Annotated in this window: 24 protein-coding genes, 1 tRNA gene and 1 CRISPR repeat array; of the genes, 15 read left to right on the top strand and 10 right to left on the bottom strand. The window is 68.7% G+C overall.

All coding sequences use genetic code 11. The annotated features are described in order from the left end of the window. Positions 1–3 precede the first annotated feature (3 nt). A complete protein-coding gene (gene cas2e / locus ACK8CO_RS01800; RefSeq protein WP_042461665.1) occupies positions 4–294 on the top strand; it encodes a type I-E CRISPR-associated endoribonuclease Cas2e in 291 nt (96 codons plus the stop codon). Positions 295–360: 66 nt separating this feature from the next. Beyond that, positions 361–1,427: direct repeats of the CRISPR family, unit length 29 nt; unit sequence CTGTTCCCCGCACACGCGGGGATGAACCG. Positions 1,428–1,566: 139 nt separating this feature from the next. Here the strand turns inward: cas2e and ACK8CO_RS01795 are convergent. The 8 genes from ACK8CO_RS01795 to ACK8CO_RS01760 form a co-directional block, all read right to left on the bottom strand. Continuing rightward, positions 1,567–1,890 (bottom strand): bacteriophage spanin2 family protein, encoded by a 324-nt coding sequence (locus ACK8CO_RS01795; RefSeq protein WP_414897960.1) that lies wholly within the window; start codon positions 1,888–1,890, stop codon positions 1,567–1,569. Next, positions 1,887–2,396, bottom strand: a complete 510-nt coding sequence (locus ACK8CO_RS01790) for a lysozyme (RefSeq protein WP_414897959.1) — start codon at positions 2,394–2,396, stop codon at positions 1,887–1,889. Before ACK8CO_RS01790 ends, ACK8CO_RS01795 begins: the two co-directional genes overlap by 4 nt. A gap of 4 nt (positions 2,397–2,400) precedes the next feature. Next, positions 2,401–2,613, bottom strand: coding sequence for a hypothetical protein (locus tag ACK8CO_RS01785; RefSeq protein ID WP_414897958.1), 213 nt, complete (start codon positions 2,611–2,613; stop codon positions 2,401–2,403). A 98-nt stretch (positions 2,614–2,711) separates the two neighbouring features. Continuing rightward, complete coding sequence (locus tag ACK8CO_RS01780) at positions 2,712–3,023, bottom strand: hypothetical protein (RefSeq protein WP_414897957.1); 312 nt, start codon at positions 3,021–3,023, stop codon at positions 2,712–2,714. 4 nt (positions 3,024–3,027) lie between these two features. Beyond that, positions 3,028–3,486 carry a hypothetical protein gene (locus ACK8CO_RS01775; RefSeq protein ID WP_414897956.1) on the bottom strand — a complete coding sequence of 153 codons (459 nt, stop codon included), beginning with the start codon at positions 3,484–3,486 and terminating at the stop codon, positions 3,028–3,030. Further along, positions 3,486–3,911, bottom strand: a complete 426-nt coding sequence (locus ACK8CO_RS01770) for a hypothetical protein (RefSeq protein ID WP_414897955.1) — start codon at positions 3,909–3,911, stop codon at positions 3,486–3,488. The genes ACK8CO_RS01775 and ACK8CO_RS01770 overlap by 1 nt, the downstream gene beginning before the upstream one ends. Further along, positions 3,848–4,558: a hypothetical protein gene (locus ACK8CO_RS01765; RefSeq protein WP_414897954.1), complete on the bottom strand. Its 711-nt coding sequence runs from the start codon at positions 4,556–4,558 to the stop codon at positions 3,848–3,850. Before ACK8CO_RS01765 ends, ACK8CO_RS01770 begins: the two co-directional genes overlap by 64 nt. A gap of 7 nt (positions 4,559–4,565) precedes the next feature. Next, positions 4,566–5,171, bottom strand: a complete 606-nt coding sequence (locus ACK8CO_RS01760) for a hypothetical protein (protein ID WP_414897953.1) — start codon at positions 5,169–5,171, stop codon at positions 4,566–4,568. 179 nt (positions 5,172–5,350) lie between these two features. On the opposite strand from ACK8CO_RS01760, the gene ACK8CO_RS01755 reads away from it, so the two are divergent. Beyond that, complete coding sequence (locus tag ACK8CO_RS01755) at positions 5,351–5,701, top strand: helix-turn-helix domain-containing protein (RefSeq protein WP_202266311.1); 351 nt, start codon at positions 5,351–5,353, stop codon at positions 5,699–5,701. Positions 5,702–5,709: 8 nt separating this feature from the next. Next, on the top strand, positions 5,710–6,645 hold the full coding sequence (locus tag ACK8CO_RS01750) for a tyrosine-type recombinase/integrase (protein WP_414897952.1): 936 nt from the start codon (positions 5,710–5,712) through the stop codon (positions 6,643–6,645). A gap of 75 nt (positions 6,646–6,720) precedes the next feature. Here the strand turns inward: ACK8CO_RS01750 and ACK8CO_RS01745 are convergent. Beyond that, positions 6,721–6,797: transfer RNA gene (locus ACK8CO_RS01745), tRNA-Arg, on the bottom strand. Positions 6,798–7,037: 240 nt separating this feature from the next. On the opposite strand from ACK8CO_RS01745, the gene ACK8CO_RS01740 reads away from it, so the two are divergent. The 6 genes from ACK8CO_RS01740 (at position 7,038) to ACK8CO_RS01715 (ending at position 12,548) form a co-directional block, all read left to right on the top strand. Next, positions 7,038–8,384: an ABC transporter substrate-binding protein gene (locus tag ACK8CO_RS01740; RefSeq protein ID WP_414897951.1), complete on the top strand. Its 1,347-nt coding sequence runs from the start codon at positions 7,038–7,040 to the stop codon at positions 8,382–8,384. A gap of 60 nt (positions 8,385–8,444) precedes the next feature. Then, on the top strand, positions 8,445–9,368 hold the full coding sequence (locus ACK8CO_RS01735; protein ID WP_414897950.1) for a branched-chain amino acid ABC transporter permease: 924 nt from the start codon (positions 8,445–8,447) through the stop codon (positions 9,366–9,368). Beyond that, positions 9,365–10,306, top strand: coding sequence for a branched-chain amino acid ABC transporter permease (locus ACK8CO_RS01730; protein WP_414897949.1), 942 nt, complete (start codon positions 9,365–9,367; stop codon positions 10,304–10,306). Before ACK8CO_RS01735 ends, ACK8CO_RS01730 begins: the two co-directional genes overlap by 4 nt. Continuing rightward, a complete protein-coding gene (locus tag ACK8CO_RS01725; RefSeq protein ID WP_414897948.1) occupies positions 10,303–11,028 on the top strand; it encodes an ABC transporter ATP-binding protein in 726 nt (241 codons plus the stop codon). Before ACK8CO_RS01730 ends, ACK8CO_RS01725 begins: the two co-directional genes overlap by 4 nt. Then, on the top strand, positions 11,021–11,716 hold the full coding sequence (locus ACK8CO_RS01720; protein WP_414897947.1) for an ABC transporter ATP-binding protein: 696 nt from the start codon (positions 11,021–11,023) through the stop codon (positions 11,714–11,716). Before ACK8CO_RS01725 ends, ACK8CO_RS01720 begins: the two co-directional genes overlap by 8 nt. Positions 11,717–11,870: 154 nt before the next feature. Further along, positions 11,871–12,548, top strand: coding sequence for a class I SAM-dependent methyltransferase (locus ACK8CO_RS01715; RefSeq protein WP_414897946.1), 678 nt, complete (start codon positions 11,871–11,873; stop codon positions 12,546–12,548). Positions 12,549–13,070: 522 nt separating this feature from the next. Here the strand turns inward: ACK8CO_RS01715 and ACK8CO_RS01710 are convergent. After that, positions 13,071–14,030, bottom strand: coding sequence for a LysR family transcriptional regulator (locus ACK8CO_RS01710; protein ID WP_414897945.1), 960 nt, complete (start codon positions 14,028–14,030; stop codon positions 13,071–13,073). A gap of 117 nt (positions 14,031–14,147) precedes the next feature. On the opposite strand from ACK8CO_RS01710, the gene ACK8CO_RS01705 reads away from it, so the two are divergent. From ACK8CO_RS01705 to ACK8CO_RS01680, 6 genes are all read left to right on the top strand, one after another. Continuing rightward, a complete protein-coding gene (locus ACK8CO_RS01705; RefSeq protein ID WP_414897944.1) occupies positions 14,148–15,302 on the top strand; it encodes an acyl-CoA dehydrogenase family protein in 1,155 nt (384 codons plus the stop codon). Further along, positions 15,302–16,396, top strand: a complete 1,095-nt coding sequence (locus tag ACK8CO_RS01700; RefSeq protein ID WP_414897943.1) for a CaiB/BaiF CoA transferase family protein — start codon at positions 15,302–15,304, stop codon at positions 16,394–16,396. Before ACK8CO_RS01705 ends, ACK8CO_RS01700 begins: the two co-directional genes overlap by 1 nt. Continuing rightward, complete coding sequence (locus tag ACK8CO_RS01695; protein ID WP_414897942.1) at positions 16,397–17,227, top strand: MaoC family dehydratase N-terminal domain-containing protein; 831 nt, start codon at positions 16,397–16,399, stop codon at positions 17,225–17,227. A 270-nt stretch (positions 17,228–17,497) separates the two neighbouring features. Further along, complete coding sequence (gene mprF, locus ACK8CO_RS01690) at positions 17,498–20,161, top strand: bifunctional lysylphosphatidylglycerol flippase/synthetase MprF (protein WP_414897941.1); 2,664 nt, start codon at positions 17,498–17,500, stop codon at positions 20,159–20,161. Positions 20,162–20,399: 238 nt separating this feature from the next. Then, on the top strand, positions 20,400–22,001 hold the full coding sequence (locus tag ACK8CO_RS01685) for an ABC transporter substrate-binding protein (protein ID WP_414897940.1): 1,602 nt from the start codon (positions 20,400–20,402) through the stop codon (positions 21,999–22,001). A 72-nt stretch (positions 22,002–22,073) separates the two neighbouring features. Then, positions 22,074–23,027: an ABC transporter permease gene (locus ACK8CO_RS01680; RefSeq protein ID WP_414897939.1), complete on the top strand. Its 954-nt coding sequence runs from the start codon at positions 22,074–22,076 to the stop codon at positions 23,025–23,027. Position 23,028: the final 1 nt, after the last annotated feature.

Genomic DNA, 23,028 nt, shown 5'->3' with positions numbered 1-23,028 from the left:
TCTATGTTGGTTGTTGTCGTCTCCAACGCCCCACCGCGCCTTCGGGGCAGGCTGTCTGCCTGGTTGGTCGAGGTGCGCGCAGGGGTTTATGTCGGCGACTATTCGGCCCGGACGCGCGAGATGATCTGGGAACAGGTTCTGGCCGGGCTTGATAAGGGGGATGCCGTCATGGTTTGGAAGGCACCGACCGATCAGGGCTACGACTTTGTGACGGCAGGTCAGAACCGCAGGATGCCGGTGGATTTCGACGGATTGAAATTGGTCAGTTTCTTCCCCGAGCCACCAAGCCGATAGGCGGAAGAGGATGGTAGGCTCTTTGACATCGTGAAAATTTTTTTAGATCAACGGTTTGCAGTAAGACTGTTCCCCGCACACGCGGGGATGAACCGCCCGTAGATTTTGGATAGACGGCGTGAGCCGTCTGTTCCCCGCACACGCGGGGATGAACCGATGAATTTTGTTCCGCGAGGAGCGCCAAGGGCCTGTTCCCCGCACACGCGGGGATGAACCGCAGTCGGGCAGGAAGTCGCGCCACCGGATCGACTGTTCCCCGCACACGCGGGGATGAACCGAACAGGCTGCCGGAGACTTTCCTCCGGAATACCTGTTCCCCGCACACGCGGGGATGAACCGACGGAGGACATCTGGACGTATCACGCAAAAACCTGTTCCCCGCACACGCGGGGATGAACCGAGCCCATAGGACTCTGTGGGTCGCGCCATGATCTGTTCCCCGCACACGCGGGGATGAACCGTCAGTGTCAGTATGCGCGATGGCACTTTTGGGCTGTTCCCCGCACACGCGGGGATGAACCGGCCATCGGCAGGTTTGACCGCGTCAATCGGGCCTGTTCCCCGCACACGCGGGGATGAACCGGTCAAGGAGCCCGGGCCGTTCCTGTACATCTGCCTGTTCCCCGCACACGCGGGGATGAACCGTTCGACGACGTGGTGACCCGCGACAAGCTCGACTGTTCCCCGCACACGCGGGGATGAACCGGTCGGGAATAGGCCCGGACGCCGAGGTGAAAGCTGTTCCCCGCACACGCGGGGATGAACCGCGGTCTGACGCCGTGAAAAAGGCTGTCGATGCCTGTTCCCCGCACACGCGGGGATGAACCGGCCAGCGCGATACCAACGAACACCGCACCCATCTGTTCCCCGCACACGCGGGGATGAACCGGCGGAGGGCGACAATGGCGCCGACGAACTGACCTGTTCCCCGCACACGCGGGGATGAACCGGGAAAGCGTGGACCTACAAGGGGGCGAACGGCCTGTTCCCCGCACACGCGGGGATGAACCGGATACTGACATGCCCGCATGGAAACGAATGTCCTGTTCCCCGCACACGCGGGGATGAACCGCGCAGAGCCCACGTGCGGATCCGCAGCCTCCGCTGTTCCCCGCACACGCGGGGATGAATCGGAGGAGGGGCCGCACTCTGATAGAAAGTTCCCGTTCTCCGCGCGCCTGGGAGTGAAGCGAGAGCTTGCTAATCATTCCGAATGACTTCCGGTTGTCGTGTGCAAAAGCGTCGCGTGGCCGTGCGTCAGCGCTCAACAGATTAACTCCCTCTGATCCCCTCTCTGACCCTTCGCCCGATCTCGCCGGGCGAGGGCGCGATCCATCCGATCAGGGTGAGGAGGACGATCCAGGGCGGGATGACATTGACGATGACGGTGTCGACGCGGTCGGCGCGGAGGCGGTTCTCGGATTGCTCCTGGCGGATCTCGCGGGCGCGGGGGCGGAGGATGGAAGGCGCGTTCTCGACCTTCTGGCCCTGGACGTTCTCGGCTCCGGCCTGGACATTCGCGGCGATGTTGGGGCCGAACGGCCCCGGCAGCCCGCCGCAGCCTGCCAGCAGCAGGATCGCGAGGAGCGCCCTCATGCGCCCGACCAGCGGAACGGCGCATCGGCCGGCACGCCGTCGAGCCCCTCATGGCAGAGCTGGCGGGCCTTGTTGCGGCGGATCGCGAGGCCCCGCACGCCCTTGCCGCCCGCAAAGCGCCAGCGCGGGAGCTCGTCGCAGGCGTCGCGCAGATCGCCCGCGTTGAGCTTGCGAATGAGCGTCGAGCGCCCGGCCGCGCCGAGGCCCACGTTATAGGCCCAGTCGAGGATCGCGACATAGGTGCGGTCGGGGATACGGGCCTCGACGGGAGCCGCGATCAGCCGGTCGAGCCCGGCCTCGAACTCTGCGAGCCTCCCGGCGAACATGGCGCGGCACTCGGCGGGCGTGTAGCTGTCGCCGAGCGCCACACCGCGCGTCTCGCCGAAGCAGACGGTCGGCACGCCGACGATGTCGAGATAGGCCTCTGTCTTCAGGCCCTCATTGCCGCCGATGAAGCTGAGCGCGAGGGCGGTGGCGGCGGCGCCGCGTTTCAGGATCCTGCGCATGGGCTCACTCCATCCTCTGGGCGATCAGCCGGGCGGCGAAGGCGGCCGCGGTCACCAATGCCGAGAGCCCGGCGAAGAACCCGCGCGGGATCCCCAGCAGATCGGGCGAGGCGAGCGAGAGCCCGGCCTCGAGCCCTGACAGCAGGCCCGCGAGCAGGATGAGACGGATCGACCAGGCGCGCCGGATCAGCGCGCGCCAGTGGGGCACGAGGTGCATGGGGAAACTCCTGTGGTTGAGGGGAAAGCCCGGTCCTCAGGGCCAGGCGATCAGCGCGATCCAGATCGCCGCGGTGATGGCGCAGTAGAGGGCGCGGCTCATTTGCCGCCCCGCCACAGGCGGAAGACCTCGGCCAGGTGGCGGGGATCGCGCTTGAGCCAGAGCAGCGTGGCGGCGGCGGTTTCCAGCGCCAGCGGGCCGAGCACGGTGACGCCGACGATGGTGAGCCGCTCGGGCGTGCCCATCCAGAGCGCGATCTCGGGCCCGGCGGCATAGCCGATGGCGGCCGAGGCCAGGGTGATGCCCATGCGGGCGATCACCGCCAGCCCGTCGGTGCGGATCCAGACCAGCAGGATCGCCCCGAGGATGGCCAGCGCCGTGCGCAGCGCGCTTTCGGTGGTCTCGATCACGGCCTCACTCCCCGTCCTGCCGGCCGAACACCGCATCGGCCCGCTCCGGCCCCAGGAGCGCGTCCCACATCGGGTCCGCGCGGGCGAACCCGGCAAGGCCCACGAGGCGAAGCCGCACCGCGGAGCGCTCGGTTTCGGGCAGGGGGTCGGCCAGGGCGGCCAGGGTCCCGGGCATCCGCCCGGCCGCGAGATCCTCGGCCTCGCCCTGGGTCAGGATCCCGGCCGCGATGAGGGCCGAGGCCAGCCCGAGCCGGGTCAGCGTGGCGCTGTCGCGCCAGGCGGCCAGCTGCCCGGCCGGGTCCGGCTCGACCGGCACCCAGGCGCCATCGACCAGCGCGTGATCGGGGCCGGGCCGGAGCGGCACGTCGATGGTGCCCTCGGGATAGGTGGCCAGGATCGCGGCCGAGGGGGTGCCGATGGTCTGCCAGTAGCCGCGCTCGGGGTGGTAGAAGCCCTGTTCCATCAGACCAGCTCCGACCAGATCGTGCCGCTCCAGTTGGAGATCTGGTAGTAATGCCTCGGCGGCACGATGAAGCTGGCGCAGCTGGGGGCGCCGCTGGCGGCGATGGCGCTGATGCGCACGAAGCTCCGGTTGTCGGCCGAGACATAGATGAAGCCCGCGGCCGCGCCGCCGCCGACCCCGATGCTGACCAGGATCGGGCGCTCCGAGCTGTTCTGGTAGGTGACGCCTGCCGCGCGGACGGCCTTCACATCGGTCCAGCGCTGCCCGTGGCCGAGGCAGACCGCATCCCGCCAGGCGCCGAGCACCGCGCCGCTGACCAGTCCGGGCTCAGGGCTGCCGTCGTCCCGGGCCTGGGCGTCCGTCAGGCTTCTGTTGATGCAGATATAGGGGCTCCAGCCATAATGGTCCCTGTTGTAGGAGCGCACCCAGATGTCGCCGGCAGCCGCAGCATGCCGGAACAGACGTCGCCCCAGACGAAGCCCGCCCCGGGGAAGGACGTGAAGGGCGACCAGGTGCCGGTGATCTCGGGGCGGACCGAGATCTGCAGGGTGGAGGTGGTCTTGTTGGTGGCGACGGCCTCGAAGATCAGCGCGTATTCGTAACCGTCCTCGAACTCGGGCGTCTCCACGTTCTGGATGCTGCCCGCCTTGTCATGGCTCCAGATCGTGCCGGTCGCGCCGTCGCCGGGCCGGATCATGTCATATGGGTGCCAGCCCGGGATCACCGCGTCGGGGGCGTGGGCCAGGATCGCGGCGCGCAGGATCTCGCCGGTCACCGCGCCGTAGATGTCGGAGAGCGCATCCTTCGCCTGCGCCTCGGTCAGCGTGTTGACGCCCGAGGGGATGAAGGCGCCGGACCCGAGAGCGCCCAGCGTGATCCAGCCGCTGTTGGAGATATTGCGCATCTTCAGGGCTTTGGCGGCGGTGTCGAGCCACAGCATGCCGGGCGCGGTCTCGACCGGGGCGGTGGCGCCGGCATTGTTGCCCTGCAGGGCCAGCAGCGCGCCCTGAAGCATGGCGAAGGCCTGCGCCTTGGTGTGGCTGGCATCGAGGAGATAGGTGCTCTGGCTCATGGGAACCTCATGCGGCCTGGGTTGCGGTCACGGTCAGGCCCGTGACGGTGAGGGTGTAATCGGGGCTCTCGACGGTCAGGATCGCGCGGAAGCGGAAGGCGCGGGCCGGGAAGTCGGCGGCATCGAAGCTCTGCCAGGGGCCCCAGACAGGATCGCCCTCCGGGTCGTCATCGGTGGCCGAGACCTGCAGGTCTACATCGCCATAGGCATCCGTGGTGCCCTGCCAGGCGAGCGCGTCGGGCGGGCGCCACATCGCCGCCGCCTCCGGTCCCCAGAACAGATCCTCGCCCTCTCCGATCAGCACGTCGACGGCACTGACGAGGCGCACCGCCTGGACCCTGCCCAGATCGATCCGCCCGGCGCAGACATAGCTCGCGCGGGTCTCGCCCGGATCGAGGCTCAGGGCGTTGCCGACCACGCTGCAGCCCTCGGCCCGGCCCGGCCAGGACGGGGCCTCGGTGACGGTGGCCACGGTCGTGGTCGGGATGATCGAGGCCGCGCGCAGGGCCACGCTGCTGACCGGGCCGGGAATGCCCATCGCATCATAAGGGCGCGCGAGATAGGTGCCGGTCTTGAGCGGCAGGGTGACCGCCGCGCTCGAGGAGCTCCGCACCCGTGTCGTCAAACTGGAAGGCGCCGACGCCGCCCCGGCAGCCCCGCAGAACTGTCCCACCTGCCGGGGCAGCGGGTTCATTCGCGACTATTGGCACCCGTACTGGGACAACGGCTACACGGAGACCGACTGTACGGCCTGCGGGGGAACGGGGAAGCTGACGGCCGGAGGCGCGACCGATGGTTGAGCGCCTGCTGTCGATCCCGGAAGCGGCGCGCGCACTCGGGGTTCCGAAAGAGAGCCTGCGGCGGGCGGCCGACACCCATGGAAAGACCATCCGCATGGGGCGGGCGGTCAGACTGCATCCCGACGATCTGGAGGAATTGATCGAACTATGCCGCGTCGAGCCGCAGGTGCTCGCCTTTACTGGCGGGAAAGGAGCGACGGTCAATCCGTCTGGGAAATCCGAGACACGGGGGGCATCCGAATCTCGACCGGCGCGCGCTGCCGCGCAGATGCTGAAGCGCAGCTCGCGGCATATATCGAGCGAAAAAACCGGCCGACTGGCCCGGTTGCCGCAGATGAGTTGAGCGTGTCCATGTGCCTTGCGATCTACGCAGAAGAGCACGCGGCCCATATTTCCGCGCCAGAGCGCATCGGCTACGCGATTGAAGCACTGGATGAATTCTGGCGCGACCTGGCCGTGTCGGCCGTCTCTGGCGGAACATGTCGGCGCTATGCCAAAAGCCGGGTGAGGCGTTTCAAGGACGGCAGTACTTGCCCGATAAGCCCGGGCACGATCCGCCGCGAGCTGAACGTCCTGCAGGCCGCCATCAACTATTGCCACGGCGAGGGCTATCTCATTACCGCGCCGAAGGTGGTTCTTCCTGTCCGTCCTGATCCGGTCGAGAGGTTCCTGACCCGCCAGGAGGCCGCCTGGCTGATCCGCGCCGCGCGCAATCTCCGCAGAGACGGACGCCATCTTGCCGATTTCATCCTGCACGGCCTCTATACGGGCAGCCGGAAGGACACGATCCTCGGCATGCATTTCGACACGCCCAGCGTTTCCGGCGGCCATGTCGACACCGTGCGAGGTATTCTCTACCGCAAGCCGATGGGCAAGGCCGAGACGAAGAAGCGGCAGCGTCCCGCCCGGCTGCCGCCGCGCTATCTCGCGCATCTCCGGCGCCAGGCCGCGAACGGGCGGCGATTCGTGGTCCAGGACTGCGACGGATACAGGGTCGGCGACATCCGGAAGGGCTGGGCGCGGGCGGTTCGGCTGGCCGAGGAGCTGGCGGCCGGGCAGGGGATCGAGATCGATCTCACCATGCCCGACGGCAAGGGCGGCCGGAAATACATCACGCCGCATGTCCTGAAACACACGGCGATCACCTGGGCGCTTCAACGCGGTGCGTCGATCTGGGACGCTGCCGGGTATTTCTCGACCAGCCCCGAGACGATCCAGCGGGTCTATGGGCACCATGCACCGGACCATATGCAGAGCGCGGTCGAGGCCATGGATCGCCGCACTTGAGCTTCAATCCGCACCGAAACCGCACCGAAGGCGAATTCACAAGAGGAGAAGTGAGGCGTAACTATCTGATTTTTCTGGCGCACCCGAGAGGATTCGAACCTCTGGCCTCTGCCTTCGGAGGGCAGCGCTCTATCCAGCTGAGCTACGGGTGCTTCGGGGCGCCTTTTAGCGTGGCCCCGCGCGGGACGCAATGACCCATCCGCATCCCGGAGGCACTCTTTTTGCGCGCGCCCATACGCTCGGGGCCGGGGCGTCGCGAGGCCGGGCCTTCGCCTTGCGCGAATTCAGGGAGGAGCGGTGGCGGAGACGGGCGAATTGTCGCAAAGACGTGGACAAACTCCCGCTGCGTCACCAAAGTGACCCTTTGACTGTTTGTCCAGATGGAACCTGCGATGCCCGCGTCCAAGATCCTGTCCAAGACCGTGACCCATACCGAGATCTCATCCGGTGCCAAGACCGACGAGCCGCCGCAAAGCCCGGCGCGCCGGAGCGCTCTGAAGACCCTCGCCGCCGCTGCGGGGGGCGCCAGCCTGCCGCTCTGGGCGCGCTATGCCGAGGCCCAGAGCGCCGCGCCGATCCGGATCGGCTTTCAGATGCATGCGACCGGTATCGGTGCCGCCTATGGGCGCTGGTACAACCGCACCACCGAGGCCGCGCTGCGGCTGATCAACGAGGCGGGCGGCATCAACGGGCGCCCGGTCGAGCTGGTCACCGAGGATGATGGCACCGATCCCAAGCGCGGCGCCGAGGTGGTCGAGAAATTCGCCACCCAGCATCGCTGCGATGTCGGCTATGGCACGCTTTTCAGCCATGTGGTGATGAGTTCGGCGCCCCGCGCGGGCGAGCTGAAGCTGCCTTATTTCGTGGTCTCCGAGGGCCATCACCTTGCGTCGGGGGCACTCAATCGCTGGACGCTGCAGCCCGGCATCACCGATGTCAAAAGCCAGGTGCTGGCGATGGCGCCCTTCGTGCGCGAGAAACTCGGGCGCAAGGTCACGATGATCTTCCCCGATTACGCCTTCGGCCATGACCATCGCGATTTCTTCACCCAGGCGATCGAGGCCCAGGGCGGCGAAGTGGTGGCGAAGCTGGCGATCCCGCCCAGCGAGACCTCCTTCACCAAGTATTTCCCGAAGATCCCGCGCGAGACCGAGGTGATCTACCATGTCATGGTCGGCCCGTCGGTCCTGACCTTCGTCAAGGAGATGGGCGAGTTCTTCGGCCCGTCGCGGCCCGAGATCTTCGGCTTCATCGACAGTCTCGAGGCGGTCGATCTGCAAAGCCCGGGGCTCGAATTCCTCGAGGGCACCTATTTCTGGGAGGGCATGCCGCGCTACGTGCAGCCCGGCCAGACCGAGTATGACCGCCATTACCGCGAGGCCATCGGCCTTGACGAGAATGGGGCGCTGGCCGCCGATCCCCGCGATGTCTCGGCCTATGCCCATATGTTCGGCTGCTGGGAGACGCTTTACGTCATCAAGGCCGGGATGGAGGCCTGCGGCTATCGCGGCCCCGACGACCGCGCAGCACTGGTCGAGGCGGTCGAGGCGATGACCGAGATGCCGCTGTCGAACGCGCATCCGCAGGGCGCCAAGCTGTTCAACGGCAAGACCCACCAGGTCTTCGGGCCGCAATATATCTCGAAGGTCGAGAACGGGCGGCTGAACGTGCTGGAGGAGACCCCGATCGAGGCGGGCTTCTATCCCGACGAGGTCGACTACACCACCCAATCCCTCTAGTCCCGCCTCCGGGCGCGTCCGCCGCGCCCGGTCCTTCCCTGCCTTCTCCCCGGAGCCCGTATGGAATTCGGTCCACATCTGATGCTTGCCGTTCTGGAAGGGGCGGTCACCGCCGCCGTGCTGGCGCTGATGGCCTCGGGGCTCAGCCTCGTCTTCGGGGTGATGCGCGTCGTCAATGTCGCCCATGGCCAGTTCTTCATGCTGGGCGCGGTGCTGGCCTGGGCGGTGTCCTCGGCTCTGGGCGGCGGGGCCTGGGGCTTTGTCGCGGCGCTTGTGCTGGCGCCGCTCATCGCCGGGGCGCTGGCGGTCGCGGCCGATCTGACGGTGCTCAAGAGGGTGGGCTACGACCCCGAGCGGACCATTGTCGCCACCATCGGGCTGCTCTACATCCTGCAGCAGGCCGCGCTCATGACCTACGGTCCCGAGGCCCGGCCGGTCGCGCCGCCCTTCAATACCCGGCTGGCGCTGCCCTGGGTCGAATTCGGCCCGGACGGGCCCGGCCTGATCTGGCCCTGGGGGTTGTCGATCACCTCCTACAAGCTGTTCGTGATGGCCGCCGCTGCCGCCGTGCTGGCCGGGCTCTGGCTGCTGATGAGCCGGACCCGGATCGGGCTGGTGATGCGTGCGACCCAGCTTGACGGCGAGACCGCGCAGGCCTTCGGCATTCCGGTCGGCCGGGTCTATGCCGGGGTCTTCGGTTTGGGGGCGGCGCTGGCCGCGCTTGCCGGCGTGCTGATCGTGCCGATCCAGCAGGCGCATTACCTGATGGGGGGCGAGGCGCTTCTGCTATCCTTCATCGTGGTCATCATCGGCGGGCTCGGCAGCCTCGGCGGCACCGTGATCGCGGCGCTGCTGATCGGTCTGTCCGACGGCATCGTCTCGGTCTTCTTCTCGCCGACGCTGGCCAAGATCCTCGCCACGCTGCTGGTCGCGCTGGTGCTGGTGTTCCGGCCCGAGGGCCTGATGGGCAAGGCCGCGCGATGAGGGGCGGGCGCATCATCGGGCTGCATCTGGGGTTGGTCGCGCTTCTCTTCGCGCTGAACTTCGTTCTGCCCGCCTACAGCCATGGCAACATCGCCCGGGTGATGGTGCTGGCGACCTATGCGATGGGGTACAACATCCTCTTCGGCTATACCGGGCTTCTGAGCCTCGGCCATGCGATGTTCTTCGCCGCGGGCATGTACGGGCTCGCGATGCCGATGACCTATCTGGGGCTCGGGGCGGGGCCTGCCTTTCTGAGCGGTCTCGGCGCGGCGGCGTTGCTGGCGCTGGGCGTCGGACTTCTGGCGCTGCGCACGACGGGTGTGGCCTTCATGATCGTGACGCTGATGTTCTCGCAGGCGGGCTGGCTGACGATCCTGCTGGCCGGGCGCTGGACCCGGGGCGACGAGGGCGTGGTGATCCCGCAGGCCGGGCGGGTGCTGCTGGGGCTCGACCTGACCACCCCCCAGGCCCGCTATCTGGCGGCGCTGGCGCTGTTCTCGGCGGTGCTCTTCGGCACGCTCTGGCTGATGCGCCAGCCGATGGGGCGGGTGCTGGTCGCGATCCGCGAGAACGAGGACCGGGCCGCACTTCTGGGCTATGACACCTTCCGCCACAAGCTGGGGGCGGTGGTGCTGTCGGGCACGGTTTCGGGCGCCGCGGGCGCGGCCTACGGGCTTCTCTTCGGCTATGCCGGGGCCAGCTTCGCCGAGGTGCAATATTCGATCTTTCCGCTCCTCTGGGTGCTTCTGGGCGGCGCGGGCACCGTGATCGGGCCGTTTCTCGGCACGCTCTTCATGTTCTACCTGATCGATCTGTCCTCGGGGCTCACGCCGGCCTACATGCTGGTCGCGGGCGTCGCGCTGGTGGCTCTGACGCTGTTCGCGCCGCAGGGGCTGGCGGGCGAGATCCGGCGCCGCTGGTGGCGGGGCCTGCCATGAGCGCGCTGCTGTCGACCCGGGCGCTGTCGCGCAGCTTCGGCGGGTTGCGCGCCGTCCATGAGGTCGATCTCGATCTCGGCCTTGGCGAGGTCCGGGCGCTGATCGGGCCCAATGGCGCGGGCAAGACCACCTTGGTGTCGATGCTGATCGGCCGGGTCGCGCCGTCGTCGGGGCGTATCCTCTTCGACGGGCAGGACATCACCCGGCTGCCCGCCCATGCCCGGGTGCGGCTGGGGCTGGCCTATACCTTCCAGATCACCTCGGTCTTCGCCCGGCTCCCGGTCGCCGAGAATGTCGCGCTGGCCGCCCGCCGCAGGTTCGGGCGCGACCGCGCTGCCGTCGCGCGCGAGATCGCCCGGACGCTCGACCGGGTCGGGCTGACCGGCCGCGACGACAGCGCGGCGGGCGATCTGAGCTATGGCCATCAGCGCCTGCTGGAACTTGCCATGGGGCTGGCGCAGGCGCCGCGACTGCTGATCCTCGACGAGCCGACCCAGGGTCTTGCCGAGACCGAGATCGCGGCCTTCAAGGCGCTGGTCCGGGATCTCGCGGGCGAGACCGCGATCCTGCTGATCGAGCATAACATGGGCGTCGTGATGGAGCTGGCCGACCGCATCACCGTGCTCGATGCCGGTCGGGTGCTGGCCGAGGGGCCGCCCGCCGCGATCCGGGCCGATGCCAGGGTGCAGGCCGCCTATCTGGGAACCGCGATCGATGCTTGAGCTGAGGGATGTCGCGGCGGGCTACGGGCCGGTCCGGGTGCTGCGCGGGCTCAGCCTGACCGTCAGGCCGGGCGAGATCACCTGTCTTCTGGGCCGGAACGGCGCGGGCAAGACCACGGCGATGAAGGCGATCATGGGGCTTCTGCCGCTCTCGGCGGGCCGGGTGCTGCTGGAGGGCGAGGATATCGGCCGGCTGCCCGCCCATGAGGTGCCGCGCCGGGGGATCGGCTATATCCCGCAGGGGCGGCGGCTGTTCTCGGAACTGACGGTGGCGCAGAATCTCGAGATCGGGCTGATGTGCCGCCGGAGCCCGCCGGAGGTTCTGGACCATGTGCTGGAGATGTTCCCGCGGCTGGCCGACCGGATGGGCCAGCGCGCCGGAACCCTGTCGGGCGGCGAGCAGCAGATGCTGGCCACCGCCCGCGCGCTTTGCCTCGAGCCCCGGGTGCTCTTGCTCGACGAGCCGACCGAGGGGCTGCAGCCCTCGATGATCGCGCTGCTGCGCGACAGGGTGGTTGCGCTGCGCGCGGCGGGCGTGGCGATCCTGCTGGTGGAACAGAGGCTCGAGGCGGTGCAATCGGTCGCCGACCGGGTGGTGATCCTCGAGAACGGCGCGGTCAGGGCCGAGGCCGATGCCGCAGGGTTGCGCGCCGATCCCGGCTTCCTACGGCGTGAACTTGGTGTATGAGCCCTTTCTGATCAGTCAATTGCGCTTTGATGTTGGCCCGAAACATGAAGTGTCTCGGGCAGGCGCTGCCTCGTCCTGGCGCTTGCGCGGAATTGCCTTGGCGGGCGAAGGCGCCTAGGGAACGGTCATAACGCAGTATCCGGAGGCCGCCCGCATGACCGACCCGATCCGCACCACGCTTGACGTGCTTCTGGAGATCCTGTCGCCGCTGAAAGGGCGGCGCGTGCTCGATATCGGCTGCGGCCGGGGCGGGCTGGCCGCGCCCTTCCGTGCCGCCGGGGCCGACTGGCGCGGGCTCGAACCCTTTCCCCAGGCGGCCGGCGTGCCCGGCATCGACATGGCCCAGGCCGAGGCGATGCCCTATCCGGACGCGGCCTTCGACATCGCGGTCATCGTCAATGCGCTACATCACATCCCGGTCGAGGCGATGGGAGATGCGCTGGCCGAGGCGGCGCGGGTGATCGCACCCGAGGCGATGCTGGTCGTGATCGAGCCCCGGGTCGAGGGCGATCTGAGCCAGGTGATCGCGACAGTCGATGACGAGACCGGGATCCGCAACGCGGCTCAGGCGGCGCTGGATGGGGCGGCGGCGGCGGGGGTGCTGACCGAGACCCGGGCCTTCGACTATGTCCGGCGCGAGACCTATGAGGATTTCGACGCCTTTCTGGGCCGGATCTCGTCCTTTGCGCCCGAGCGCGGTGCACTGCCTCCGGATCTGACCGCGGCCCTGCGCGCGGCCTTCCGCGCCCGCGCGGGGCGCGAGGGCGCAGCCTTCACCCTGACACAACCGATGTCGGTCCGGCTGTTCCGGCGCGGCCCGGCGGCGGGTTAGGGCCGGAGCAGCCGGGGCCGGGGCTCGGGGCGGGATGTCGCAATCAGGGCCGGGAGACCGGCCCTGCTTCGCCGGGTTCCGGCCGGCGGGGCAAGCTGCCGGCGACGCAAGGCGACGCTGAGGGTCGGGCAAGCCGTCGGGGCTTTTCTCGACTGTCCCGGGGCCCGGCCGTCATCGGGGCACGGATCAGGCAAAAATCGGGGCGGGACGGATGGCGGGGCCTCCATAAGGGGCATGCCGCGGAACGTGAGGCGCCTTGAGGGGCAAGACCCGGCGCAGAGCCCGGGCGGGTGGGCCAGGCTCCGAAGGATGTTCCCTCGTCCCGCCTGCCTTCGCCGGTCCCGGGGAATTTCCGCGCGATGCAGCGGCGGCGGCGTCCGGCCCGATGCTTGTCGCCCCGATCTGCCGACAGCCCATGGCCAAAGCAGGTGCGCCAGGAAGAGCGATGGCAGGACAGCACGGGCAACCCCTGAGGCTTGCGACGTGGCACGCGCTCTGCGCCCCCGGGTCGGGGGACCGCCTTCAACGCTCTGCGCCGGGCGCCGGACATCCCGATGAGGGGGCGCGTGCCGCGGCCCAGACCCCGTCCGCCAGAAGCTCGCCCACCACGGCGCGCAGGGTCTCGGCCACGGCCTCCTGGGCGCGGGTCACCGGCCGCGCGTCCGGCCGGATCAGCCAGGCGCCGCGCCAGAGGCCCGGTGCCTCTATCCGGCTGACGGTCAGCGCGCCGGTCCCGGCCTCGGGTGCGACCGCGTGCCAGGGCAGGACCGATGCCCCGAACCCCGCCGCGACGAGGTTCTTGATATTGGCGTAGGAGTCGATCTCGACGGCCAGCTCGGCCGCGATGCCCACGCCGGACAGCTCGGCGTCGATCATCCGGCGCAGCCCATGCGCCCGGCTCGGCAGGACCAGAGGCACGCCCTCGAGCGCGGCCAGCGCGATCTCGGGCGGGGCGCGCCGGTCTGGCGGCCAGAGCACGACCAGTTCCTCTTCCAGCAGCGGGTCGCAGGCCAGCCCGGGATCGGCGGGCGCCTCGTAGAGCACCGCCAGATCGACCCGGCCCTCCGACAGCCACCCGGCGACGAAGCCGCTCATAGCCTCGGCGATCTGCAGCGTGATCTGGGGATAGCGCTCGCGCAGCGCCTCGATCAGCGGCACCGCCAGCAGTCCGCCGATGGTGCCTGTCAGCCCGATCGCGACCCGGCCCGACGGGTCGGTCTCGAGGCTTCGGATCTCGGCCTCGGTCCGCGCCACCTCGGCCAGGATCGAGCGTGCCCGTCGCGCCAGGATCTCGCCCGCCTCGGTCGGCACGACCCCGGTCGGCCGGCGCAGCAGCAGCCGCGTGCCGAGCTGACCCTCGAGGTTGCGCACATGCAGCGAAAGCGCCGGCTGGGCGACGTTCAGCGTGCCCGCGGCCCCGGTGATCGAGCCGCGTTCGACGATTTCGAGGAAATAGCGCAGCTGCCGCAGATCCATGCCCATGCCCGAAAGCTCCAGCCTTCAGGTCATATAGAAAACATATGACGGTCAGGCAAAGAATATATTTGCATGATGGTTTGGCTCTGGCTCTTCTGACTGAAACGCCCAAGGCAGGACCCCATGCAGACCGACCCCCATCAGGACATCCGCGACGCCATCCGCGCGCTTTGCGCGACCTTCCCGCCCGAATACCACCGCCGCATCGACGAGGAGCGCGGCTATCCCGAGGCCTTCGTGCAGGCGCTGACCGAGGCGGGCTGGATGGCGGCGCTGATCCCGGAAGAGTATGGCGGCTCGGGGCTCGGGCTGACCGAGGCCTCGGTGATCATGGAAGAGATCAACCGCTCGGGCGGCAATTCGGGCGCCTGTCACGGCCAGATGTACAACATGACGACGCTGGTCCGGCACGGCTCGGAAGAGCAGCGCCGCCGCTACCTGCCGAAGATCGCGGCGGGCGAGCTGCGGCTGCAGTCGATGGGGGTGACCGAGCCCACCACCGGCACCGACACCACCCGGATCAAGACCACGGCGGTCAGGAAGGGCGACCGCTATGTCATCAATGGCCAGAAGGTCTGGATCAGCCGGGTCCAGCATTCCGACCTGATGATCCTTCTGGCCCGCACGACGCCGCTGGCCGAGGTCGCGAAGAAATCCGAGGGCCTGTCGATCTTCCTCGTCGATATCCCCGAGGCAATGGGCTCGGGCATGACGGTGCAGCCGATCCCCAACATGGTCAATCACGAGACCAACGAGCTGTTCTTCGACAATCTCGAGATCCCGGCCGAGAACCTGATCGGCGAGGAGGGGCAGGGGTTCAGATACATCCTGACCGGGCTCAATGCCGAACGCACGCTGATCGCGGCCGAGTGCATCGGCGACGGCTACTGGTTCACCGACAAGGTCAGCGCCTATGTCCGCGAACGCCAGGTCTTCGGCCGCCCGATCGGGCAGAACCAGGGCGTGCAGTTCCCGATTGCCGAGGCCTTCATCGAGGTCGAGGCCGCCAGCCTGATGCGCTTCGAGGCCTGCCGGATGTACGATGCCGGTCAGCCCTGCGGTGCCCAGGCCAACATGGCCAAGTATCTCGCGGCAAAGGCGTCGTGGGAGGCCGCCAATGCATGCCTGCAATTCCATGGCGGCTTCGGCTTTGCCTGCGAATACGATGTCGAACGCAAGTTCCGCGAGACCCGGCTTTACCAGGTGGCGCCGATCTCGACCAATCTCATCCTCAGCTACGTGGCCGAACACGTGCTGGGCCTGCCGAGGTCGTTCTGATGCGCCCGCTCGACGGCATCGAGGTGGTCGCGGTCGAGCAGGCCGTGGCCGCCCCCTTCGCCACCGCCCGGCTGGCCGATGCGGGCGCCCATGTCGTCAAGATCGAGCGGCCCGGCGGCGATTTCGCGCGCGGTTATGACGATGCCGCGGCCGGGCAATCCAGCTATTTCGTCTGGCTCAATCGCGGCAAGGAGAGCCGGACGCTCGATCTGGCCTCCGAGGTCGGGCGCGCGGCGCTGGCGGATCTGCTGGCCGGGGCCGATGTGCTGGTTCAGAACCTCAAGCCCGGCGCGCTGGCCCGGCTCGGGTTTTCCGACGCGGTGCTGGCGCGGGATTATCCGCGGCTGATCTCCTGCGCGATCTCGGGCTATGGCACCGAGGGGCCGCTGGCCGACCGCAAGGCCTATGATCTGCTGATCCAGGCGGAATCGGGACTGTCCTCGATCACCGGCGGGCCCGGGGAACCGGCGCGGGTCGGCGTCTCGGTCGTCGACATCGCGACCGGGGCCACGGCGCATGCCGCGATCCTCGAGGCGCTGATCCGGCGCGGCGCGACCGGGCAGGGGGCGCGGATCTCGATTTCGATGTTCGACGTGATGGCCGAATGGCTGACCGTGCCGCTTCTGAACCACGAGGCCGGGCGTCCGCCGGGGCGGGTGGGGCTCGCGCATCCCTCTATTGCGCCCTATGGGGCGTTCCAGCCGAAGGACGGGCGCCCGATCCTGATCTCGGTCCAGAGCGACCGCGAATGGCGCCAGCTGGCCGAGGGGGTTCTGGGCGCGCCCGGGCTTGGCACGGATCCGCGCTTCGCGACCAATGTGGCGCGGGTCCGGAACCGCGCCGAGACCGACCGGATCGTCGCTGCCGCCTTCGCCCGGCACAGCGCCGCCGAGGCCGAGGCCGCGCTGGTCGCCGCCGATATCGCCTTTGCCTCGGTCAATGACATGGCCGGGCTCTCGGCCCATCCGCATCTGCGCCGGATCGAGGTCGACAGCCCCAACGGCCCGGTCGCGATGCCCGCGCCCGCCGCCCGCGTCGAGGGCGAGACGCGCCATTACGGCCCTGTGCCCGCGCTCAGGCCCCGGGAGGACTGAATGGATCTCGATATCGAGCATCTGCGCGGCTGGATCGGCCGCGAGGACAGCGCGACCGAGCGGCTGAGCGCCGATCTGGTGCGCCGCTTCGCCGCCACCTTCGACCAGCGCTGGCCGCTGAAACAGGGGGCCGAGGCGCCGCCGCTGATCCATCTCTGTCTTGCCCAGCCCACGGTGGCGGGCGCGGGGCTGGGCGAGGACGGCCATCCGGCGCGGGGCGGCTTCCTGCCGCCGGTGCCGCTGCCCCGGCGGATGTGGGCGGGCGGCGCGTTCCGCTTCCACACGCCGCTCCGGATCGGCGACAGTGTCACCCGGCGCTCGACCATCACCGATGTCGCGCTGAAACAGGGCCGCTCGGGGCCCCTGCTGTTCGTGACGGTCGAGCACAGGATCCTCGCCCGCGGCCGGCTCGCGCTGACCGAGCGGCAGGATCTGGTCTATCGCGCCGCCGCCCCGTTCAGGCCCTCGACGGCGGACCCGGCGGCCGAAGGCAGCTCGGTCAGGCGTCTGACCCCGGGGCCGGTGCTGCTGTTCCGCTATTCGGCGCTGACCTTCAACGGCCACCGCATCCATTACGACCGGTCCTATGCCTGCGAGGTCGAGGGCTATCCGGGGCTTGTCGTGCACGGGCCGTTGCAGGCGACGCTGCTTGTGCAATTCGCGACCGAGCTGAAGGGGGCCTGCCCGTCGCGCTTTGCCTTCCGCAGTGTCTCGACCGTGTTCGACACCGCCGACATGGAGCTGCATGCCAGTTCCGAGGGCGACAGCCTGCGGCTCTGGAGCGCGCAGGCGGGCGGCCCGGTGGCGATGGAGGCGACCGCCAGCTGGTAGCGGGTCAGTGCCCGTCCCGCGTCGCACCGTTTTTTCTCGTGGCGGGGCGCGGGGCGCAACTGATCTCTGGTCATTCGCCGGCGCGCGCAGTAGCTGGAGGCCGGGAGGTTGCTGCCGCGCGTGGGCGGGACGCAGGCCAGTCAGGTCCAGTCCAGGCCCGTGCGCTGTGCGCAGTGCCCTCCGTCGGGAGCCGGCCCGGAATTGGCGGTGTCACCGCGTCCCGGATGATGGTAGAACTGGATTCAACCGGAACGGGAAACGAGTGAAGCCTTGACCGAGGATGCCAAGCCCGAGACCGCCTCTGCCGGGCGGTGGGTGCGCCTGCGGGCGGTCTTCCCCTATGTACTGGCCGCCGGGCTGTTCGTTCTGGGGCTTTTCGCGCTGTACCGGCTGCTGGCCCCGGTCGATTTCACCGATGTGGTGGCGCAGGTGCGCGCCACGCCCTGGTCGACGGTCGGTCTTGCCCTGGCGGCGACGGCGGCAAGCTATGTCTCGCTCGTGGGCTATGACTGGTCGGCACTGCGCTTCATCGGCAAGCCGCTGAACTTCCCGGTGGTGCTGGCGGGCGGGTTCATGGCCTATGCCTTCGGCAATACCATCGGGCTGTCGGCGGTCTCGGGCGGGGCGGTGCGCTGGCGGATCTATTCGGCGCTGGGGCTCGACGGCTATGACGTGGCCGCGGTATCGACCTTCGCGGCGGTCTCGTTCGGGGTCGCGGCAACGCTGGTCGGGCTCGGCGCGCTGGCCGTGCATCCCGGAGCGCTGGTGGCGATCCTGCCCTTCGCCCATGGCACGGTCCGGACGCTGGCGCTGGGCGGGATGGCGGTGATCGCGCTGCCGCTGCTCTGGGCCTCGGTCCGGCAGCGCCAGCTCCGGCTCGGCCGCTTCACCCTGCGCGCGCCCGTGCCGCGCGATCTGGCGGCGCAGCTGGTCTTCTGTCTCGGCGATATCGGCTTCGCCGCCGCCACGCTCTATCTGCTTCTGCCCGCGAACGATCTCGGCTTTGCCACCTTCCTCGCGCTGTTCGCGGCGGCGACCATGGCCGGGGTGCTCAGCCATGTGCCGGGCGGCATCGGGGTCTTCGAGGCGGTGGTGATCGCGGCGATGCCCGCCTCGACGCCGGTATCCGCGGTGGCGGCGTCGCTCCTGCTTTACCGGCTGATCTATTTCCTCGTGCCCTTCTTCCTCGCGCTGCTCGCGCTGGCGGGCTACGAGCTGTTCCGCTCGGCCGGAGGGCGCCTGCCGCGGGGCCAGTGGGGCCGCGCGCTGGCCGCCGTCGATCCGGCCTTCCGCGCTGTCGAACGGATCGCGCCGATGGTGCTGGGTACCATGATCCTCGGGGCCGGGCTCTGGATGAGCGTCGCCTCGATCCTGCCGCCCGCCACCGAAGCCGCGCGCGCCGCCGAAGAGCTGTTCCCGCTCCCGTTCATCGAGGGCTCGGCGCTGGCTTCCAGCGTGATCGGCTCGGCGCTGGTGCTGATCTCCTTCGGGGTGATGCGCCGCGCGCTGGCGGCGTTCTGGCTGGCCGTCGCGGTGATGGAGGCGGGGGCGGCGGTGGCGCTGGTACAGGGGGTCGATCTCGACCGCGCGGTGCTGCTGGCGACCGGCGCGCTGCTGCTGCTGCCCTTCCGCCATGCCTTTCACCGCCACACCATGCTGAGCCATGCCACGCTGACCCCGGCCTGGGGCGCGCTGACCGTGGCGCTGATCGCGGGCTTCGGCTTCGTGCTGTTCTTCGCGCATAAGGACACGCCCTATGCGCATGAGCTCTGGTGGCAGTTCGCGGTGAACGAGCGCGCGCCGCGGGCGTTGCGGGCGGGGTTGCTGGGCAGCCTCGTTCTGGGGCTGGGGGCGCTTCTGATCCTGTTGCGCACGCCCCGGGTCACGGCGGTGCCGCCGGCCGGGGAGGATCTGGAGCGGGCGGGGCGCATCGCGGCGGGCGGCGACAACCCCGATGCGGGCTTCGCGCTGACCGGCGACAAGTCGATTCTGGTGTCGGATGACGGCCGCGCCTTCGTGATGTTCGCGGTGTCGGGGCGGTCCTGGATCGCCTATGGCGGCCCGGTCGGGCCTGCCGATGCCGCCGAGGACGTGGCCTTCGCCTTTGTCGACGCGGCCCGGCGCGCGGGTGCGCGGCCCGCCTTCTACGAGGTCCGGGCCGCCGATGTGCCGATCATGCTCGATCTGGGACTGTCGCTGCACAAGATGGGCGAGGAGGCGGTAGTCGATCTGACCGCGTTTTCGCTTGAGGGATCGGCGCGAAAGAAGCTTCGGGCGGCGCATGCCCGGGCGCTGCGGGACGGCTTGTCGCTGGACTGGGCCGAGCCGCCCCATGCGCCCGCTTTCCTGGCCGAGCTCGGGGTCGTGTCCGAGGCCTGGCTTTCGGCCAAGCGGGCGCGCGAGAAGGGGTTTTCGGTCGGCCGCTTCGATCCCGGCTGGCTGAACCGCTGGCCGGTGGCGACGGTGCGCCAGGACGGCCGGGTGGTGGCATTCGCCAATGTGCTGGTCACCGACAGCCGGGCCCAGGCCGCCATCGATCTGATGCGCCATGTCGAGGATGCCCCCTCCGGCACCATGGAGTTCCTGTTCACCGCGCTGATGCTGCGGCTGAAGGAAGAGGGCCATGCCGCCTTCTCGCTGGGAATGGCCCCGCTCTCGGGGCTGAGCCCCGAACGCAGCCGCAGGCTCTGGGACCGCTTCGGCGCGCTGATCTACCGCCATGGTCGCAGCTTCTACAATTTCGAGGGGCTGCGCGCCTTCAAGGCCAAGTTCGATCCCTACTGGCGGCCGCGCTATCTGGCCGCGCCCACGACGCTGCCGCCGCTCCTGACGCTGGCCGATGCGGCCCGGCTGATCGGCGGCCGCCACGAACGCCGTTATAACGAGCGCCGCCAGACCGTGCGTCGCAAGGCGGATCGCGGCGAAGAGGCCTGAGCGCGCCTTGGTCCGGCCGTGGCCGGGTCTGCGATTCGAGGCAGGTCTCCTTCCCCATTCTGGCATGCCATTTCATCATGCCCTCCGAAGAAGATTAAATTTCAGGCATTCGCCGTTTTTTGGGCGCTGCGGCATCCTGCCGGACCGCGCCTGACCCTCCTGATCCGGCAGCGCTGGGGCAAAGTGACCGCGGGACGCGGCGACAGGATGCCCGCGGGACGGAACAAGGAGGTTCAACTTGCTTGGAATAAAGAAGACTTTCGCCATGCTCATGCTGTCGGCGGGGCTGGTCTCGGCGCAGGGGGCGCTGGCCCAGGGCACGCTGCGGATCGGCATGACCGCGGCCGACATCCCGCTGACCACCGGCCAGGCCGATCAGGGCGGCGAGGGCATGCGTTTCATGGGCTACACGGTCTATGACTCGCTTGTCGAATGGGACCTGAGCTCGGCCGACAAGCCCTCGACGCTGATCCCAGGGCTTGCCACCGAATGGGCGGTCGATGCCGAGGACAAGACGAAATGGATCTTCAGGATCCGCGAGGGCGTCACCTTCCATGACGGCTCGGAGTTCACCGCCGAAAGCGTGGTCTGGAACCTCGACAAGCTGCTCGATGACAGCTCCGAGCAATACGACCCGCGCCAGGCGGCGCAGGGCAAGTCGCGGATCCCGGCCGTCGCGAGCTATCGCGCCATCGACCCGCTGACGCTCGAGATCACCACCAATACCCCCGATGCCACGCTGCCCTATCAACTGGCCTGGATCCTGATGTCCTCGAAGGCCAACTGGGAGGCCCATGACAAGGACTGGGAAAAGGTCGCGATGGAGCCCTCGGGCACCGGTCCCTGGAAGCTCGAGGAATTCGTGCCGCGCGAACGCGCCGAGATGGTGCCCTTCGCCGAATACTGGGACGAGACCCGTGTGCCGAAGCTCGACAAGCTGGTGCTGATCCCGCTGCCCGAGCCCAATGCCCGCGCGGCCGCTCTTCTGTCGGGACAGGTCGACTGGATCGAGGCGCCCGCGCCCGACACCATCCCGGCGATGCGGGCGAACGGCTTCGTGATCTCGTCGAACACCTATCCGCATAACTGGACCTGGCATCTGTCGCGGCTGGAGGGCTCGCCCTGGAACGACATCCGCGTGCGCAAGGCCGCGAACCTGGCCATCGACCGCGAGGGGATGGGCGCGCTTCTGGGCGGTCTGATGGTGCCCGCCAAGGGCTTCCTGCCGCCCGGCTCGCAATGGTTCGGCAATCCGAGCTTCGATGTGCGCTACGATCCCGAAGAGGCGAAGAAGCTGCTGGCCGAGGCGGGCTACGGCCCCGACAAGCGGCTGAAGGTCAAGGCGCTGATCTCGCCCTCGGGCTCGGGCCAGATGCTGCCGCTGCCGATGAACGAATACATCCAGCAGAACCTGGCCGAGGTCGGCATCGATGTCGAGTTCATGGTGGTCGAGTGGAACCAGATGATCAATCTCTGGCGCGCGGGCGCGGCCGATCCGGCGGTCGAGGGCAGCCAGTCGATCAACTTCACCTATTTCATCCAGGACCCGTTCACCGGGCTGATCCGGCATCTCGCCTGCGATCTGATCGCGCCGAACGGCACCAATTGGGGCCATTACTGCGATCCCGGGATGGAAGAGCTGTTCAACCAGATCCGCACCACCTTCGATCCGGCCGAACAGGATGAGGTGATGCGCAGGACGCATGAGAAATTCGTCGATGACGCGCTGTTCCTGATGGTGACCCATGACGTGGCGCCGCGCGCCCTGAGCCCGCGGGTCAAGGGCTTCGTGCAGGCGCAGAACTGGTACCAGAACTTCTCGTCGATCACGATGGAGTAGCGGCCCGCCCGGGCCTCGATGCCCCGCCGCCCGTCGGCGGCGGGGCGTTTCCCCAAGGAAAAAGTGACCCCCATGTTCAGCTATCTTCTCAGGCGCCTGATCCTCGTGCTGCCGGTGGCCTTCGGCGTCTCGGTGATCTGCTTCCTGCTGGTCCAGATCGCGCCCGGCGACCCGCTGACCGCGATCATGCCGGTCGATGCCACGGCCGAGGAACAGGCGGCGATGCGCGCGGCCTACGGGTTGGACAAGCCCCTGCCGGTGCAATACGCGATCTGGGTCGGCAACCTCGCGCAGGGCGATATGGGCCGCTCGATCGCGACCGGGCGCCCGGTCGCGGCCGAGGTCTTCGGCGCTGTGCAGAATTCGCTGCTGCTCGCGCTCAGCGCCGCCGTCATCGCCTTTCCCATCGGCATCTTCCTCGGCTTTCTGGCCGGCTATTTCCGCGACACCGCGCTCGACAAGGCGGTGACGGCGGTCTCGATCGCGGGCGTTTCGGTGCCGAATTACTGGCTCGGCATCGTGCTTGTCATCATCTTCTCGGTCAATCTGGGCTGGCTGCCCTCGATGGGCGCGGGCCCCGGGGGCTCGCGCGACTGGTCCTGGAACTGGGAGCATATGCGCCATCTGGTCCTGCCCGCGGTGACGCTGGCGGTGGTTCCCATCGGCATCGTCGCCCGCACCGTGCGGGCGCTCTCGGGCGACATTCTCGGCATGGATTTCGTGCAGGCGCTTTACGCCAAGGGCATGAGCCGGCTCGACGTGCTGATCCATGTCGGCCGCAATGCCGCCGCGACCGCGCTGTCGGTGATGGGGCTGCAACTGGGCTATCTGCTTGGCGGCTCGATCCTGATCGAGACCGTGTTCAACTGGCCGGGCTCGGGCTTTCTGCTGTCGAACGCGATCTTCCAGCGCGACCTGCCGCTTCTGCAGGGCACGATCCTGGTGCTGGCGCTGTTTTTCGTCGCCATGAACCTCATCGTCGACGTGGCCCAGGCCGCCATCGACCCGCGGATCAAGAGGAGCTGAG

It is taken from the genome of Rhodovulum sp. HP10, from assembly GCF_047553435.1.
Lineage (GTDB): Bacteria > Pseudomonadota > Alphaproteobacteria > Rhodobacterales > Rhodobacteraceae > Rhodovulum.
The sequence above is the reverse complement of the archived record's forward strand: the minus strand, read 5'-3'. Positions and strand labels throughout refer to the sequence as shown.

Bases quoted from the DNA above. Each gene is read 5' to 3' on its own strand.
- cas2e (WP_042461665.1), top strand. From the start codon at position 4: ATGTTGGTTGTTGTCGTCTCCAACGCCCCACCGCGCCTTCGGGGCAGG.
- ACK8CO_RS01795 (WP_414897960.1), bottom strand. From the start codon at position 1,890: ATGAGGGCGCTCCTCGCGATCCTGCTGCTGGCAGGCTGCGGCGGGCTG.
- ACK8CO_RS01790 (WP_414897959.1), bottom strand. From the start codon at position 2,396: ATGCGCAGGATCCTGAAACGCGGCGCCGCCGCCACCGCCCTCGCGCTC.
- ACK8CO_RS01785 (WP_414897958.1), bottom strand. From the start codon at position 2,613: ATGCACCTCGTGCCCCACTGGCGCGCGCTGATCCGGCGCGCCTGGTCG.
- ACK8CO_RS01775 (WP_414897956.1), bottom strand. From the start codon at position 3,486: ATGGAACAGGGCTTCTACCACCCCGAGCGCGGCTACTGGCAGACCATC.
- ACK8CO_RS01765 (WP_414897954.1), bottom strand. From the start codon at position 4,558: ATGAGCCAGAGCACCTATCTCCTCGATGCCAGCCACACCAAGGCGCAG.
- ACK8CO_RS01755 (WP_202266311.1), top strand. From the start codon at position 5,351: ATGGTTGAGCGCCTGCTGTCGATCCCGGAAGCGGCGCGCGCACTCGGG.
- ACK8CO_RS01750 (WP_414897952.1), top strand. From the start codon at position 5,710: ATGTGCCTTGCGATCTACGCAGAAGAGCACGCGGCCCATATTTCCGCG.
- ACK8CO_RS01740 (WP_414897951.1), top strand. From the start codon at position 7,038: ATGCCCGCGTCCAAGATCCTGTCCAAGACCGTGACCCATACCGAGATC.
- ACK8CO_RS01735 (WP_414897950.1), top strand. From the start codon at position 8,445: ATGGAATTCGGTCCACATCTGATGCTTGCCGTTCTGGAAGGGGCGGTC.
- ACK8CO_RS01730 (WP_414897949.1), top strand. From the start codon at position 9,365: ATGAGGGGCGGGCGCATCATCGGGCTGCATCTGGGGTTGGTCGCGCTT.
- ACK8CO_RS01725 (WP_414897948.1), top strand. From the start codon at position 10,303: ATGAGCGCGCTGCTGTCGACCCGGGCGCTGTCGCGCAGCTTCGGCGGG.
- ACK8CO_RS01720 (WP_414897947.1), top strand. From the start codon at position 11,021: ATGCTTGAGCTGAGGGATGTCGCGGCGGGCTACGGGCCGGTCCGGGTG.
- ACK8CO_RS01715 (WP_414897946.1), top strand. From the start codon at position 11,871: ATGACCGACCCGATCCGCACCACGCTTGACGTGCTTCTGGAGATCCTG.
- ACK8CO_RS01710 (WP_414897945.1), bottom strand. From the start codon at position 14,030: ATGGGCATGGATCTGCGGCAGCTGCGCTATTTCCTCGAAATCGTCGAA.
- ACK8CO_RS01705 (WP_414897944.1), top strand. From the start codon at position 14,148: ATGCAGACCGACCCCCATCAGGACATCCGCGACGCCATCCGCGCGCTT.
- ACK8CO_RS01700 (WP_414897943.1), top strand. From the start codon at position 15,302: ATGCGCCCGCTCGACGGCATCGAGGTGGTCGCGGTCGAGCAGGCCGTG.
- ACK8CO_RS01695 (WP_414897942.1), top strand. From the start codon at position 16,397: ATGGATCTCGATATCGAGCATCTGCGCGGCTGGATCGGCCGCGAGGAC.
- ACK8CO_RS01680 (WP_414897939.1), top strand. From the start codon at position 22,074: ATGTTCAGCTATCTTCTCAGGCGCCTGATCCTCGTGCTGCCGGTGGCC.